This window comes from Enterococcus sp. 10F3_DIV0382 (assembly GCF_002140245.1).
GTDB lineage: Bacteria > Bacillota > Bacilli > Lactobacillales > Enterococcaceae > Enterococcus_B > Enterococcus_B lactis.
Map to the genome: position 1 here is coordinate 88,232 of NZ_NGMF01000003.1, position 12,432 is coordinate 100,663.

Sequence of the window (12,432 nt, forward strand, 5' to 3'; positions counted from 1 at the left end):
ATTCTACATTGTCCGTTCTTGGTATACGAGCAATCCCAAAATGATTGCAAGTTAGATCAACTGGCAAAGACTTTCCAAAATATTCTCGGATATTTTGCGAGATTATTTTGGCTGCTTTGACAGATTTAAATTCTGATTTTGAAGTCACATAGACTGGCGTTTCTAAAACAAAATATGCTTGATAACCTTTATCAGATTTGATAATCAACGTAGGCATAAAACCTAAATCAATCGCTGTTGTTAAAATATCGCTTGCTGAAATAGTTTCTTTTGCCGTGTGAATATCAAAATCAATAAAGAATGTATTGATTTGTCTTAAATTATTTTCAGAATGCCCTTTAGTATATGAGCGATTTTCGTCTGCATATGTTCCATAACGATAAACGTTGGGTGTCCAATGCGTAAATGTATCTTTGTTTTCGTGAATCGCTTCTTCGGAAGTCAGAACAACGCCACGTCCGCCAATCATGCTTGATTTTGAGCGATACGCAAAAATAGCCCCTTTGCTTTTACCTGGCTTGGTAGTGATTGACCGACTGTGCGTGCGGATGTAAAGTATTTAATTCAACCTATATAGTATAAGAAAGTTTAAACTTTACATATATTTTTCTTGTACAAGGATTAGTTCTTCTTGTCTATGATAAAATTTATTAAACAGTTTGAAAGTAAAAACTATTCAAAGAAAGTGGGCGATAACAATGGGATTTTGGTATTTTTTAACGTTAGCTGTCGGTATAACTTTGTTGATCATAAGTGTTTCAAATAAAGAAGTATCTAGATCAACCAAATTCGTAATAGCCTGTTTTGTTTTAGGGATCTTGTTAGTCATAGGTAGTCTACTTTTATTTTTACCAGGCAGCTCTTCGATTATTGAGCAACTACTTCAACTAAATTAGCTTCGTTATTAAAAGCCGACTTTCTAAAAAAAGAAAATCGGTTTTTATTTGTACTGGTCGAAAAAATTTTTTCTACGGCTGATTTTGACTTTATTTTAGATCCAGCTGAACGATCAGCGGCTCCCCTTCTTGCGTTGCTTCATCCAACATTAAAGAATAAACATCGGCATCCTCTTTCGTGATACGTACCTGTTGCGCACTCATTTCGCCAGCACCCACTTCTTGAATACGCATCATTTGGTTCTCTGGATCCACGCTATTGATAAAGTAATAATTTTCCATGACTTTCCTCTTTCTCCTAATTGAATAGGTCTGACTCTTGACTCATTTTTGCTTGTTCGATTTCACGCTGCAGCTTTTCAAAAGCTACTTTATTTTTGAATTGATCAAATTCATTGCTCGTCACCCGTTCCAGGTGTTTGACTTGATTTGTGACCGACCGACGATACTTTACCGATGATCGATAGAAATAAAGTAAGAGACTTTTTCGAAAATAGCCATCATCTATTCCACTTTTTTAATTTGGTATTTGTTGCGATTAGCTCATAATGATCGATTATATTGGAATAACTAACGTGATCGGATGCTACATAAACAAGGACTTGATTTGAATCCAATCCTTCATATTTGAGATCAAAAACGACGAAATAGGTTTGATCATCGTTCGTATAAACACTTAGATCTTCTATGCTAATTTTGGCATCTTCAAGGTCCATATCCCCAATCGATTGCGTCATTTCCTAGTTATATTCATCAGTAATCAACTTCATTTCGTTCAGAAGTCCCACTAAATGTCATGCCAGGTACGAAAATTGAATGACTTCGCCAACAACTGGCATCAGACCTATCCCAAGTTAATCAAAAATCTGCTTAAAATGCCGAATCTGCTCACTTTCATGGATTTCCCACCAGCTATTCGCGGTTCATTGTATTCAACCAACTTCATTGAGAACTTTAACAAACATCTCAAACGCAACATCAACCACAAAGAACAATTTCCAACGGAAGATTCACTGGATCGATTCCTGGTTTCTCAGTTTAATGTCTACAACGAGAAGTCTATGAAGCGAATCCATCGCGGATTCAAAGGACTTCAGGACACCCTGGAATCATCCTTTATTTAAATTAACTACATATTATATGTACGGAGGCATTTCATTTACACAAAATATTTTATACTCTCTTTTTAAGGTCTTAAAACCATCATATATGCAAAAGAAGCTAACCTTTATTACTAAATTAGACCCGTGGTGCTAGTTAATTTTTTCCTAGAGGAAAATGTCTAAACATGTTGGTAAATCAACAAAAAAACGCATATAGTAGTCTCAAAACTCCCAAGAAATGAGGACTACATATGCGTTCATCAAAATATACTGAACATTTTGACTTAGCCAATCCTGTTACTAAAGTCGATGATATCCCCGATTATGAAATGTACAGTCAAACAATCGATAGCTTAAATAAGCGTTTTGGCAATCGTGTTTTAAAAGGCATCGAAATCGGTTACATCGCTTCTGAAAAGGATCGGATCATCGACTATTTAGCCGATAAAGATTACGATTTAAAATTACTCAGTGTGCATCATAATGGTCAATTTGATTATTTAGATGACGAAGTCAAAGATATGGATCCTGCTATTGTGATTCCTCTGTATTTTGCACAACTTTCAGAAGCACTAGTTGTTATAGAAGCAGATGTCTTTGCTCATTTTGACTATGGTTTTCGGGTATTTGGTCTATCCGTTGCTGAATTTAAACAATATGAAGCGCAGTTTTTACCGATTCTAGATCAAGTAATCAAAAATAAATTGGCATTCGAATTAAATGCTAAGAGCGCTTACTTGTATGACAATTTAGCGTTATATGAATATGTCATCGATTTATATCTTTCATGTGGTGGTACCTTGTTTAGTGTTGGATCAGATGGGCATTACCTTGAACATTTCCGTTTCCATTTCGATGATCTTTTTGCTCTGTTAAAAGCAAAAGGTGTGACGGAATTAGCGATTTATCAAAAAGGAAAGCGAATTATGGTTCCATTACCAGTCTAAAAAAACGTCCTCAGCATCAAAAGTGAGGACGTTTTTTTAGATTTCTTTTTCTAAAATCGGACAAATACGATCTTGTTTTCCTAAAGGAAAATGTTTGATCCCGATTTTTTTAAATCCATGACGTTCATAAAAACGAATACCTGCATGATTTTTTTCATAAACAGTCAAACGTAAATAACGTTTTTGTTTCGTTTTAGCATAACGATTCGCTTCATCGAGTAACCGTTGCCCTAACCCTTTGTTTTGATAATCTTTGAGCAGATAGAGCCGTTGAATCTCTATAGCATCTTTTTCATCATTGACTTTCATATAACCAATGAGTATTTGATGATCCTTAATACCAATAAATTTACTGGTTGACTGTGCCAATTCTACTGCCAATATTTCAGTTGTCAATTGTGTCTGTAAATATCCTTGCATATCAAGTGGATCTGCGCCATCGATAAACGATTCATAAAAACTGACAACACTTACAACTTGTAAAGCATCTAGATCATCATAATCTAAATACGCTAGTGTGATTTGATTGTTCATCTAACTCCTCCTTTTGACATAGTATACTATAAATCACCCGTGGGGCTAGTTAATTTTAATATCCTAAAGAATATCTCAAAGTTCCTTCAAAACGTCGTTGTGCTCGACTTAATAGAACACTGTAAGCCAGTAATATGCTTTCAAATCTACTCTCTAGCACTTTAACAGAACGTGAGTTGAAATTTTGACAACCTAATTTTTCTAAGGAAGAAAAAACAGTCTCAACTGTTTTTCTTTGTTTTCCAAGTAAGCTGTGGTCTAGTTTTTCTGATTTATCCATGTTTTTACGTGGCGGAACGGATATAGTAATGCCCTTAAGGGCAAGCTTTTCATGGATTTTATGGCTAATATATCCTTTGTCCCCTAGGATATTGGGAAGATTCGCTTCTTCCGATAAAGTCTCTAACACTTTCACGTCATGGACACCTGGATTCGTGATTGAGTAAGTAATCGGAAAGCCAGTCTTAGTAACGATTATATGAATTTTAAGACCATAAAAATAAGATTTTTTTGTTGAGTTATAGCCAACTTTGGCTATTTGATTCAATAGTTTTGCTTGTCTATTTCTAACTGGTTTACATAATGGACTAGGAAAACTATCTATAATTCCGACTAGTTCACCTTTGGTGAGCTTCTTGATGAAAAAGTATCGAATAATCTTGATAGTGTAAGCTAAGTTTAAACTTAAGCGAGTGAATCGACTCCTACTAGGAAAGTCACCATTAGGAAATAAGACGGAACAAACCGCTCTATACGTGGCTTTCCAGCTAAGTAAAGATTGACGATTTGTTGCTTGAATTCTTGTGAAAAAGTTCTTCGTGTTCTCTTAGACATAAAAATTCCTCCTGGTATGTTTTCTTCTAGTCTACACACCTTAATTTTTCTGTCTAGTTAATTGTAGCCTATCCACAGTGTTGCTAGTTCTTTTTGTGCTTTTTTCGTTCGTTTTAGTCCTTCTTTATACACCGTTGAAGTCTTATTATGACCTAACAATTCCAACTGTTCTAAGTCTTCCTCTAATTTCTCTACCCACATTCGCTTATGGTCTAATAAATTGTATTTCATGGTGATCTTCCTTTCTTCCTTTACTTGCACTAGCACTCTGTCTATAAAGCCAGTTCCCATGCCAGGTTTTTATCCTCATAGAATTTTGGATCGATATATCGGGTTAACTTATCGCATTCAAGCGTAAAGCTTTCTTCCTCGAATACAATAGAGATATTGTCCAATACAGTTCCTTCAAAGGCTAGCGCACCTAATTCTGTATGATTGTTTACCCAAACGACTTTTTCTTCAGTAATTCTAATTCCAAAGTAATCACGTACCCCATCGTAGCCACAAAGGCAAATGACCTTTGCTTGGTCAAAAAAGTAAGGCATTTTAAAGTAACGATCATCTACTACCGAAATTTCAGATCGTTCAAATTCTACAACACCATCTTCAGTTGCGGTTAACTGTGTTAAAATATCTGCTAACGATAGTTTAGTTTGTTTTTTCTTCATCTTATTTCCACCTTTTCCATTGTCTAAAAGTGATATCACTTTTAGGTTTTAGTATAAAAAGTGACGTCACTTTCTTAGTGCTGGTACCTCAAATCCTGCTTTTTCTTGGCAATCAATAAATCTAACGCAATACACATAATCCTGGATTCACTTTTGCCGTACTTCTGCTTTAGTTGCTGCAATTCTTTTTGTCTCTTTTCATCTAATGTCACGGGTAACCGTTTATTTCCTATTGCAATTGGCATTGGTACTCTCTCCTTTCATCGAAATAACCCCATGAAAAATATGGCTGCAATCATCTTGAATAGTAGACTCACGAGGACTAATACAAACCGCCAAAAGATCAAACAAAACACCAGTATTACCAAAAATACAGCGAGGTTTAACTGTACAGCTGCACTATCTCGCATAAGTATTTCGCCAACAAACAGTACTAACAATAAGGGAATAATCTTGTTCAAATGGATCACCTTCTTTCTCTTAAGTTATCGGACTTTGCCCGTTTATTTCGCACCACCTAAGCGGCGGGGGCGGTTGGAGCGATTGGTGCGAAATAAGAACCATTCCCTTAGTTACTAGGCTTTTTTTGTCCTTATTCCACACATTCTCACTTTTCAGTATAAATGATTATTGACCTTTTTTTCTTTCAAATCGTTGATATGTAATCCGTTGTTAGTTGATAAATCACCTTATTCATTTTCGTTGTCTTCCTTTTTCATGGTGTAATATGCGCCATACTTATTGATATTTTCAAAATAATCTAACCATTCACTTGAAACAGTCTTGGCTTTTTTCGTTTCAATAAATTTCGCATACGTTAGTTCTAAAGCTTGGTATTCAGAAGGTTTAATAGTGCTTGGTTTGACACCTACTTCCAAGCATAGTAAGGCTTGGAAAAACCATTTTGCATTTTGCTTTTTCAGTTCTTCCAGTGTTCGATAGTACGTCGCAATAAGATTCATTTCGACACCTGATTCAATCATTTCTTCCACAGCTACCGACAATTTTTCTTTATAATGTTTTTTTGGAACACGTGTTTCGTTGTATAGGAACGTCATATCCTCCATTTTTTGTGCCATTTTATCCAAAGGTAATTTGACAAATTCGTCATAGTAATTTTGAGCCATATTTTTTTCTCCTTTTTAGTTCTCTAATTTGGTTAACCAATATTCGTTTTCATAAGTTTCCAAGTTTTCTTGATAATGCAGTTCATATCCTGCAATCTTCACTAGGTCTTCAAATAGCATAGTCGGTGCATCCTCTACTAAAGGGGTTTCTATCGTCCAGTACCGCGGAATAAGTAAAGCTTCTGCTACTTTTTCAGAAATGACTTCTTTTACAGTCAATAATTTGTGTTGTGTTTTCATCAGCGTTTCTTTCCTTTCTCATCAATCAAAATATAATCGCCATAAGACAAGGTGTATTTTTTTCCGCATGTTGGACATTGATACAAACGATAACTTTTGATACATTTCGCTCTTTGTCCACAATCGCATTCGACAGTATGTGGTGCATGATAGTTTGGGAATAATTCGCTGAAGGGAACACCCCAATAATCAAATTTCTTTCGCATGATTGATTCTGCCTCCTCTTAGGAAAGGGTTTACTTCTTTTCGTTAGTTCTTTCTTTATTGATTTGTTGGCCAGAATGAATCAACGAAAAGCGACAAGGACAAGGGCGCGCAGCGTGCCATTTACCCTTGTCCTTGTCGCTTTTTGGTGATAAAAGGCAACTTGTTGCCGGTCTGGCAAATCAATAAAGAGATAACGAACAGGAACGAACCTTTTGGTGAGAGGAAGTTTTTTCTATTTTGTCTTGCTTTGCAAGACCCTTTATCTTAATGAACGTGCAATGTTCACTTCCTTTCTTCTCGAACGGCGGTGGCGGTTGGAGTGAGAGAGGTTTTTCAATTGAGAAGGCGCTCGCGCCTTCCTAAAAAGGCCTTTTCATTTTTCTTGTTTCTATGTAAAACAAAAAGAGCTGCAGTCCTACATTAGGATTGCAGCTCTTCTTTTATTTATATGCCCATTGATCGCGTAAAATGATCAGGGTTTCTAATTTGCATCGATTCAATGACTAATTGATTCCGTTTATTGAAATGACCTGTGACGGCAATATTGTATTTTCCATCATCCATAATTAACAATTTATCGATAATTTCAATATCTGCAACTACACAATTAATCGATTCATGAATTGTTTGTAAAGTAAAGCGAACCAATAATGGTTGTGTTTTTATTACTCGGATTTTATCAAGCAAACCAACATATTTGTTCATCACGATCACCTCGCTAAAATTATAGCAAAAACAGTTAAAATTGAGAATTTTTATTCGATTTTAGATATGCTATAATAGTCAAGACAGTAAAGTTTGAAGACGGTGGCGACTTCTGGAAAGGTGGTGGTGCTTATGAATGTAAGTGCTAAAATCTATGAAAGGAGTAAGCCTTTTGTCCGCATATGAGACAATTCAAACCATTCTTGGTTTTGGTATGTTTACCATTGCTTTGATTAGTTTGATTGTAAATATGCTTAAAAATGACAAAAAGAAATAACCGTCTACTTTAGCAGGTCAGCGGTTATTTCCAAATAACTAATATTCTGCCACCGTTCTTTAATCGGTGCTGTTAATGAGGGGTTGTTAGCGCAACTCCTCTTTTTCATGTTCATTATAGCAATATTTCGCAAGAAGTTCAACGATTTCCCGTTAACTCTACATATAAAGCGGTAGAATAGCCGTAAGTATAACAGCTGTCGCTGCTACTGTGACTTTAGTCAATCGCCAAAAGGAATTATCCTTTCCTGCTCTTTTTAAAAGATAAGAACAGACAAGATACACGAATACAAGAAATAGTGATCCTTTCGCAATTCTATTTACCAAAGGATTTTCAGTGACGCCCAAAGAAATCCCGTCTATAAATGCAATTACGGGTATCAATAGATCCATCGTCAGACTAATTTTTTTTGCCATGCTTACTCCTTCTTTCTCAAACTAAAACGGTAGATCATCATCGCTAATATCGATTGATTGTCCACCAAATGGATTCTGTGAAGCGTTCAATCCATTGTTGTTAGGCGTCGCTGTATCCCGTTGTTCGAAGGTGGCGGTGCTTGGACTGGTGGACGATTGATCAGCGTGCGCACGGCTCTCTGTCGCTGCTTTACTTTCTAATAGTTGAAAGTTATCTGCTACAACTTCAGTCACATATACACGTTGTCCTTGCTGGTTGTCGTAAGTCCGCGTTTGAATCCGCCCAACTACACCAATCAAGCTACCTTTTTTAGCTAATGTCGCCATTGTTTCTGCTGGTTTGCGCCAAATCACGCAGTTAATAAAATCGGCTTCTCGATTGCCGTTTTGATTCGTGAAATTTCGGTTGACGGCTAGGGTAAAAGTCGCTACTGCAGTATCACTTGCGGTATAACGTAAATCAGGATCTTTGGTTAAGCGTCCTACTAATGTCACATTATTAATCATCTTTATCTCTCCATTTCTCTATTCATCTGTTGGTGTCTTTGATAAGCTAGTTTTTACTCTTTTTCTTCGACGTGAATCACTTTTTCCATCAAATTACTAATCGAATCCATTGTCTCATCGTACGTGATCGATGCAGCATAAGGATTGCTTTTTTGATATTTCTTCCAGGTATCTTTTAGCTCGTGACTATTTTTCAGTACATCCATATCCTTTTCATAGTATATCTTTAACGGATCAGTTTTTCCTCGACGTGTAAATGTATTTCTCACACTATCTTTCAAGGTCTTCTCATCGATCTTCTCCATTTTAGGAATAGTATAGAGATCATAAAAATCTTTTCCTCTCGAATTATCTGTTAAAAAATCAAAGGTTGCACTTAATTTTTCAGCAATAATTTGTTCTGTAGGATAGGATTCCAAAGGAATCGTTCGATCCTCAAACATCAATTTATGACTGTGAGTGATCGTTGCAGGATAGATCGAGTCACCTGTAGTCACATCTACCTTAAAATCTGGCCGCATGTTTTCCAAATGTGCCAGCACACGTAAGCTAAATCCTGGATAGTAATCGGTTTCTCTCGTTTCTTTCATTCCTTGAATCTCAAATTGAATGCCTTCTTTCGTCGGCGTTGAAAAAATTTCGTTTAGAACCGTTGTTAATGTTTCTTTGGTTACTTTCATTTCCTGTAAAGTCGTATCAATATCTTTGGTTGTGCGATTTTCAATGCCATACTTTGAGCCAATCAAGAAGCCGCCTTTTAACACAAAATTTTCACGATAAGGAGACTCTGAGATTTTTTCCAAGAATTTTTCCATCATAAAATGTCTTAAAACAAGCTGCGGATCAACTTCTTTTTCTCTAGAAATATTCTTCACTTTTGCTTTTAACTGCGTAGGTGTCATGTATCTTCTCCTTTAATTTAAAGCCATAATATAAGAACGCATCGTTTTGTCTGTTGGTAAAATTCGTCGATACTCATTCAATTTTCTAAGATTTTTTCTGTCCGACTCCATATAGTTTTTGATTGCTTTTACTTTGATTTCATCCTCAACGGTATACCAGGGATTCCAAATGTCACATAAAGTTCTTTCTGTATCATAAGCTATAATAGGATTCCCATAGCGACTTTTTATTTCAATCTTACCTAATTCATACCATTCCGCTTTTGTATAGTGTAGCTCAACTGCGAATTCCTTCAATCCTTTTTCAGAAACGTGATAACCGTAAGGTACAGTCAGATCGATCTGTCTAGGGATCATATCTGTTAAATCATACAAATCTAACGCGGTAATATGTGAAATAATGCCGCGTTCATATTTTTTTTGCGCCATAAACAATTCATCAGGAAATTGACCAGGTAAGGTGAAAAAACCTGGATACTCTCGATCCAGCTCCCCTCGATCTACCATACGTTTGATCGTCACAGGAGAAATGCCCGCTTTTTTGGCATCCTTCAAAGCCAAAGTTCCATTAAATTCTTCTAGCAGCTTGTATACCATTGCTTTTGTCATTTTCTCCCTCCTTTGTATACGTATAAACTTATAAAAACAGTATAACATAAGTTTATACGTATACAATAGTTAGGAAGATTTTATCGATCTAATTCGATTTCTTTTTGAATCCTCTGCTGGTTCTTCAATTGCTGCAGTCTTCGTTTGCTGGCACGCATTTTTTCCTGTTCTGAACGAATTTTGGCTTTTTGATTTTCGATTTCTTGTTGTTTGTGTGTGGTATTACGCATAAGATTAACCCTCCATTATTTTGCAGTGCGGCGTGTTCTTTTCTTGAAGTTCGTTTTTTTCTTTTCAGAAAATTCAAAGCCTGTAGTGAAGTCTTCTTTTAAAACAATCGTTGCTTCAAATGAACCCTTCTGACCTTTTAACCCTTTCACTGGTTGGCTTGTTCGGCTATTTTGAATGATCTCCTTCAGCTGTGTCGCTGTGAGTTTCTTTTTGGCAATCGTTGTCCATAATTTAAAATCACAGGCTTCAGACGTACAAGCTGCCACCTTTTGATAGAGCAAGACTTCTTGTTCCTGGCATTTTGGACAAATTCCTAAATGACGCGCGGCTTCTTGCTTTTCACTGGCTGCTTTCACTTCTTGTAACGTCGATCCAAAATCAGTGGATTGGATTTGCCCTGGTACGACTTCCAATAAGTGAGAGACAAATTTTTGGATATTGGCTAGAAAAGTGGTTTGTGTTCCTTTTCGTTCACCGATCTTTAACAAGTAGCTTTCCCATTTGGCGGTCATTTCGGCGCTCGTAAGCAGCGGCTCTTTTTCCACGGCTTGGCAAAGCAAAATCCCTTTATTCGTCACCACGAGCTTATTTTTCTCTACCTTGATATATTCCTTTTGTTTCAAGGTTTCAATAATATTCGCCCGTGTCGCTTCTGTACCGATTCCTTCCACTTCTTTCAATATGGATTGCGCTTCTTCACTATCCACGGTTTTCCCAGCTGTTTTCATTGCAGTGATCAACGTACCTTCGGTATAAGGTTGTGGTGGCTTGGTTTCTTTTTCAAGAACTTGTAGATCCACCGTCACCATTTCTCCTTTTGTCACTTTAGGAAGTAGCGGCTCTTCTTCCTTCTCTTTTCCGTCGCTCTCTTTTCCAAATAACTTCTTCCAACCTAGATCTAGCGGCACCTTTCCGATTGCCTTTAACTGAAGCTGCTGAACTTGCGTCAAGATCGTTGTTTCTTCATAGGTATACTTTTCCGCAAACATGGCCACCGTTGTTTTTAACACTTGTTCATAAATAGCCTGCTGCAGTGGACTTAGTTGTTCAAAAGCCGCTGCTGTCATAACCGTTTTTGTAGGAATGATCGCGTAATGTTCCTGGACTTTCTTATTATTCACATACCGACTATTCGGTGTATGAATAGGAGTCGGAATCGCTTCGGCTTTTAAAAAATGCTTGTATTCGTCTAAGTGATCCAACAGATACGCATATTCCCCTTCCGTAATATAAGGGGTATCCGTTCGCGGATAGCTTAGATATTTTCCTTCATACAACCCTTGCATGGCTTCCAAAGTATCTTTGGCACTAGCTTTCATGAGTTGATTCATTTTAGACTGAAGGATCGATAAAGAAAAAAGACGTGGGCTAGCCGCACTTTTTTTCTCTGTTTCGACTTGAAGGATCGTACCTGGCTGTTTTCCTAATTGAACACCTTTTTCTTTTAAATAGGCTTCAAATGCTTCTTGTGTCGCTTGGGTTTCATTTGGATCAAGCTTCGCATCAAATGCGCCATTTTGAGCGATTACTTGGGCTTTTCCTTCAAAATATGGTTCTTTTTGGAAGTTTCTAATCTTTTCCTGCAATTGATAAATCATATAGAGTGTTGGGGTTTGGACTCTACCTAAAGAAAAACTTCCTGGTATGCCTTTTTGCTGCAAGAGTAAACTATACAGTGGGCTACCGTTCATCCCAATTAACCAATCGGCGATCTGACGTGCTTGTGCTTCTTCAAATTTTGGATAGGTCTCTTCTGCGTCTCGTAACTGTTGGAATCCCTGATAAATGGCTTCTTTTTCTAAGGAGTTGATCCAAAGTCTTTTAAAGGTTTTTCCTTGATTGGCGCCTGCTTGTTGAATGATTGACCAGGCAATCAGCTCCCCTTCACGATCGCTATCAGTCGCGATCACAATCGTATCAGCTGACTGCAGCTGTCGTTTGACGACACTAAACTGCTTTTTCTTATCTTTAGGAACATGATAGTGGTATTGATTGGGGAAAATAGGCAAATGTTCTAATGCCCATTGTTTCCATTTTTCATCGTACATATCGGGCGAATCTAACTCGACTAAATGACCAAAACCATACGTGATCACAGTTTCTCCTGTAAACAATCGATCTTGGATCTCAAAATACCCATCTTTTCGGGTAGCTTTAGAAAAGCTATCGGCATAAGCCTTCGCTTGTGACGGTTTTTCTGCTAAAATGACGGTTTTCATAGTGACGACT

19 protein-coding genes and 3 pseudogenes are annotated in these 12,432 nt (G+C 37.0%); 4 read left to right on the plus strand and 18 right to left on the minus strand.

The features are described from left to right. The 3 genes and pseudogenes from A5849_RS13700 to A5849_RS13710 all read right to left on the minus strand — a co-directional run. Nucleotides 1-559: pseudogene (locus A5849_RS13700) on the minus strand (replication protein RepR); the annotation flags it as partial. 427 nt (nucleotides 560-986) lie between these two features. Continuing rightward, on the minus strand, nucleotides 987-1,178 hold the full coding sequence (locus tag A5849_RS13705) for a hypothetical protein (protein WP_002314345.1): 192 nt from the start codon (nucleotides 1,176-1,178) through the stop codon (nucleotides 987-989). Nucleotides 1,179-1,396: 218 nt separating this feature from the next. Further along, complete coding sequence (locus tag A5849_RS13710) at nucleotides 1,397-1,633, minus strand: hypothetical protein (protein ID WP_002341366.1); 237 nt, start codon at nucleotides 1,631-1,633, stop codon at nucleotides 1,397-1,399. A gap of 72 nt (nucleotides 1,634-1,705) precedes the next feature. Here A5849_RS13710 and A5849_RS13715 point away from each other — a divergent pair. Both A5849_RS13715 and A5849_RS13720 read left to right on the plus strand, forming a co-directional pair. Beyond that, nucleotides 1,706-2,020: pseudogene (locus tag A5849_RS13715) on the plus strand (transposase); the annotation flags it as partial. A 230-nt stretch (nucleotides 2,021-2,250) separates the two neighbouring features. Beyond that, nucleotides 2,251-2,946 (plus strand): PHP domain-containing protein, encoded by a 696-nt coding sequence (locus A5849_RS13720; RefSeq protein WP_086310169.1) that lies wholly within the window; start codon nucleotides 2,251-2,253, stop codon nucleotides 2,944-2,946. A 36-nt stretch (nucleotides 2,947-2,982) separates the two neighbouring features. Here the strand turns inward: A5849_RS13720 and A5849_RS13725 are convergent, their stop codons facing one another. From A5849_RS13725 to A5849_RS15010, 5 genes and pseudogenes are all read right to left on the minus strand, one after another. Next, nucleotides 2,983-3,480, minus strand: a complete 498-nt coding sequence (locus A5849_RS13725) for a GNAT family N-acetyltransferase (protein ID WP_002295755.1) — start codon at nucleotides 3,478-3,480, stop codon at nucleotides 2,983-2,985. Between the two features lie 55 nt (nucleotides 3,481-3,535). Next, a pseudogene (locus A5849_RS13730) lies at nucleotides 3,536-4,249 on the minus strand (IS982 family transposase); the annotation flags it as partial. Between the two features lie 122 nt (nucleotides 4,250-4,371). Next, nucleotides 4,372-4,605: a hypothetical protein gene (locus A5849_RS13735; RefSeq protein WP_010777180.1), complete on the minus strand. Its 234-nt coding sequence runs from the start codon at nucleotides 4,603-4,605 to the stop codon at nucleotides 4,372-4,374. Further along, nucleotides 4,587-4,982: a hypothetical protein gene (locus A5849_RS13740; protein WP_002293546.1), complete on the minus strand. Its 396-nt coding sequence runs from the start codon at nucleotides 4,980-4,982 to the stop codon at nucleotides 4,587-4,589. The genes A5849_RS13735 and A5849_RS13740 overlap by 19 nt, the downstream gene beginning before the upstream one ends. Before the next feature lie 74 nt (nucleotides 4,983-5,056). Then, nucleotides 5,057-5,227 (minus strand): hypothetical protein, encoded by a 171-nt coding sequence (locus A5849_RS15010; RefSeq protein ID WP_002293544.1) that lies wholly within the window; start codon nucleotides 5,225-5,227, stop codon nucleotides 5,057-5,059. Between the two features lie 97 nt (nucleotides 5,228-5,324). Here A5849_RS15010 and A5849_RS15375 point away from each other — a divergent pair, with 97 nt between their 5' ends. Then, nucleotides 5,325-5,561, plus strand: coding sequence for a hypothetical protein (locus A5849_RS15375; protein WP_306297812.1), 237 nt, complete (start codon nucleotides 5,325-5,327; stop codon nucleotides 5,559-5,561). A gap of 110 nt (nucleotides 5,562-5,671) precedes the next feature. Here A5849_RS15375 and A5849_RS13750 read toward each other — a convergent pair whose 3' ends face one another. The 4 genes from A5849_RS13750 to A5849_RS13765 form a co-directional block, all read right to left on the minus strand. Beyond that, the gene (locus tag A5849_RS13750) at nucleotides 5,672-6,109 is read right to left on the minus strand and encodes a hypothetical protein (RefSeq protein ID WP_002287515.1); all 438 of its coding nucleotides are present in this window, start codon (nucleotides 6,107-6,109) and stop codon (nucleotides 5,672-5,674) included. 15 nt (nucleotides 6,110-6,124) lie between these two features. Continuing rightward, complete coding sequence (locus A5849_RS13755; RefSeq protein ID WP_010777181.1) at nucleotides 6,125-6,349, minus strand: hypothetical protein; 225 nt, start codon at nucleotides 6,347-6,349, stop codon at nucleotides 6,125-6,127. Next, complete coding sequence (locus A5849_RS13760) at nucleotides 6,349-6,555, minus strand: hypothetical protein (RefSeq protein WP_002325537.1); 207 nt, start codon at nucleotides 6,553-6,555, stop codon at nucleotides 6,349-6,351. The genes A5849_RS13755 and A5849_RS13760 overlap by 1 nt, the downstream gene beginning before the upstream one ends. 445 nt (nucleotides 6,556-7,000) lie before the next feature. Further along, nucleotides 7,001-7,261 (minus strand): hypothetical protein, encoded by a 261-nt coding sequence (locus A5849_RS13765; protein WP_002295623.1) that lies wholly within the window; start codon nucleotides 7,259-7,261, stop codon nucleotides 7,001-7,003. A 154-nt stretch (nucleotides 7,262-7,415) separates the two neighbouring features. Between A5849_RS13765 and A5849_RS13770 the strand changes: the two genes are divergently transcribed. Next, nucleotides 7,416-7,538, plus strand: coding sequence for a putative holin-like toxin (locus A5849_RS13770; RefSeq protein WP_002295624.1), 123 nt, complete (start codon nucleotides 7,416-7,418; stop codon nucleotides 7,536-7,538). Between the two features lie 158 nt (nucleotides 7,539-7,696). On the opposite strand, the gene A5849_RS13775 is transcribed toward A5849_RS13770, so the two are convergent. The 6 genes from A5849_RS13775 to topB all read right to left on the minus strand — a co-directional run bounded on the left by A5849_RS13775 (nucleotide 7,697) and on the right by topB (nucleotide 12,422). Next, nucleotides 7,697-7,954 carry a hypothetical protein gene (locus tag A5849_RS13775; RefSeq protein WP_002295625.1) on the minus strand — a complete coding sequence of 86 codons (258 nt, stop codon included), beginning with the start codon at nucleotides 7,952-7,954 and terminating at the stop codon, nucleotides 7,697-7,699. A 21-nt stretch (nucleotides 7,955-7,975) separates the two neighbouring features. Further along, nucleotides 7,976-8,461 carry a single-stranded DNA-binding protein gene (gene ssb / locus A5849_RS13780; protein WP_081140127.1) on the minus strand — a complete coding sequence of 162 codons (486 nt, stop codon included), beginning with the start codon at nucleotides 8,459-8,461 and terminating at the stop codon, nucleotides 7,976-7,978. Nucleotides 8,462-8,514: 53 nt separating this feature from the next. Beyond that, nucleotides 8,515-9,363 (minus strand): nucleotidyl transferase AbiEii/AbiGii toxin family protein, encoded by an 849-nt coding sequence (locus tag A5849_RS13785; protein WP_081140129.1) that lies wholly within the window; start codon nucleotides 9,361-9,363, stop codon nucleotides 8,515-8,517. Between the two features lie 12 nt (nucleotides 9,364-9,375). After that, a complete protein-coding gene (locus A5849_RS13790) occupies nucleotides 9,376-9,972 on the minus strand; it encodes a type IV toxin-antitoxin system AbiEi family antitoxin domain-containing protein (RefSeq protein ID WP_002295629.1) in 597 nt (198 codons plus the stop codon). A gap of 80 nt (nucleotides 9,973-10,052) precedes the next feature. Next, nucleotides 10,053-10,202: a hypothetical protein gene (locus A5849_RS15015; RefSeq protein WP_002295632.1), complete on the minus strand. Its 150-nt coding sequence runs from the start codon at nucleotides 10,200-10,202 to the stop codon at nucleotides 10,053-10,055. Between the two features lie 15 nt (nucleotides 10,203-10,217). Further along, nucleotides 10,218-12,422, minus strand: coding sequence for a type IA DNA topoisomerase (gene topB, locus A5849_RS13795; RefSeq protein WP_002307526.1), 2,205 nt, complete (start codon nucleotides 12,420-12,422; stop codon nucleotides 10,218-10,220). Between the last annotated feature and the right edge of the window lie 10 nt (nucleotides 12,423-12,432).

Excerpts from the sequence above, each read along its gene's own strand:
- A5849_RS13705 (WP_002314345.1), bottom strand. The coding sequence starts at position 1,178 with ATGGAAAATTATTACTTTATCAATAGCGTGGATCCAGAGAACCAAATG.
- A5849_RS13710 (WP_002341366.1), bottom strand. The coding sequence starts at position 1,633 with ATGACGCAATCGATTGGGGATATGGACCTTGAAGATGCCAAAATTAGC.
- A5849_RS13720 (WP_086310169.1), top strand. The coding sequence starts at position 2,251 with ATGCGTTCATCAAAATATACTGAACATTTTGACTTAGCCAATCCTGTT.
- A5849_RS13725 (WP_002295755.1), bottom strand. The coding sequence starts at position 3,480 with ATGAACAATCAAATCACACTAGCGTATTTAGATTATGATGATCTAGAT.
- A5849_RS13735 (WP_010777180.1), bottom strand. The coding sequence starts at position 4,605 with ATGGGAACTGGCTTTATAGACAGAGTGCTAGTGCAAGTAAAGGAAGAA.
- A5849_RS13740 (WP_002293546.1), bottom strand. The coding sequence starts at position 4,982 with ATGAAGAAAAAACAAACTAAACTATCGTTAGCAGATATTTTAACACAG.
- A5849_RS15010 (WP_002293544.1), bottom strand. The coding sequence starts at position 5,227 with ATGCCAATTGCAATAGGAAATAAACGGTTACCCGTGACATTAGATGAA.
- A5849_RS13750 (WP_002287515.1), bottom strand. The coding sequence starts at position 6,109 with ATGGCTCAAAATTACTATGACGAATTTGTCAAATTACCTTTGGATAAA.
- A5849_RS13755 (WP_010777181.1), bottom strand. The coding sequence starts at position 6,349 with ATGAAAACACAACACAAATTATTGACTGTAAAAGAAGTCATTTCTGAA.
- A5849_RS13760 (WP_002325537.1), bottom strand. The coding sequence starts at position 6,555 with ATGCGAAAGAAATTTGATTATTGGGGTGTTCCCTTCAGCGAATTATTC.
- A5849_RS13765 (WP_002295623.1), bottom strand. The coding sequence starts at position 7,261 with ATGAACAAATATGTTGGTTTGCTTGATAAAATCCGAGTAATAAAAACA.
- A5849_RS13770 (WP_002295624.1), top strand. The coding sequence starts at position 7,416 with ATGAAAGGAGTAAGCCTTTTGTCCGCATATGAGACAATTCAAACCATT.
- A5849_RS13775 (WP_002295625.1), bottom strand. The coding sequence starts at position 7,954 with ATGGCAAAAAAAATTAGTCTGACGATGGATCTATTGATACCCGTAATT.
- ssb (WP_081140127.1), bottom strand. The coding sequence starts at position 8,461 with ATGATTAATAATGTGACATTAGTAGGACGCTTAACCAAAGATCCTGAT.
- A5849_RS13785 (WP_081140129.1), bottom strand. The coding sequence starts at position 9,363 with ATGACACCTACGCAGTTAAAAGCAAAAGTGAAGAATATTTCTAGAGAA.
- A5849_RS13790 (WP_002295629.1), bottom strand. The coding sequence starts at position 9,972 with ATGACAAAAGCAATGGTATACAAGCTGCTAGAAGAATTTAATGGAACT.
- A5849_RS15015 (WP_002295632.1), bottom strand. The coding sequence starts at position 10,202 with ATGCGTAATACCACACACAAACAACAAGAAATCGAAAATCAAAAAGCC.
- topB (WP_002307526.1), bottom strand. The coding sequence starts at position 12,422 with ATGAAAACCGTCATTTTAGCAGAAAAACCGTCACAAGCGAAGGCTTAT.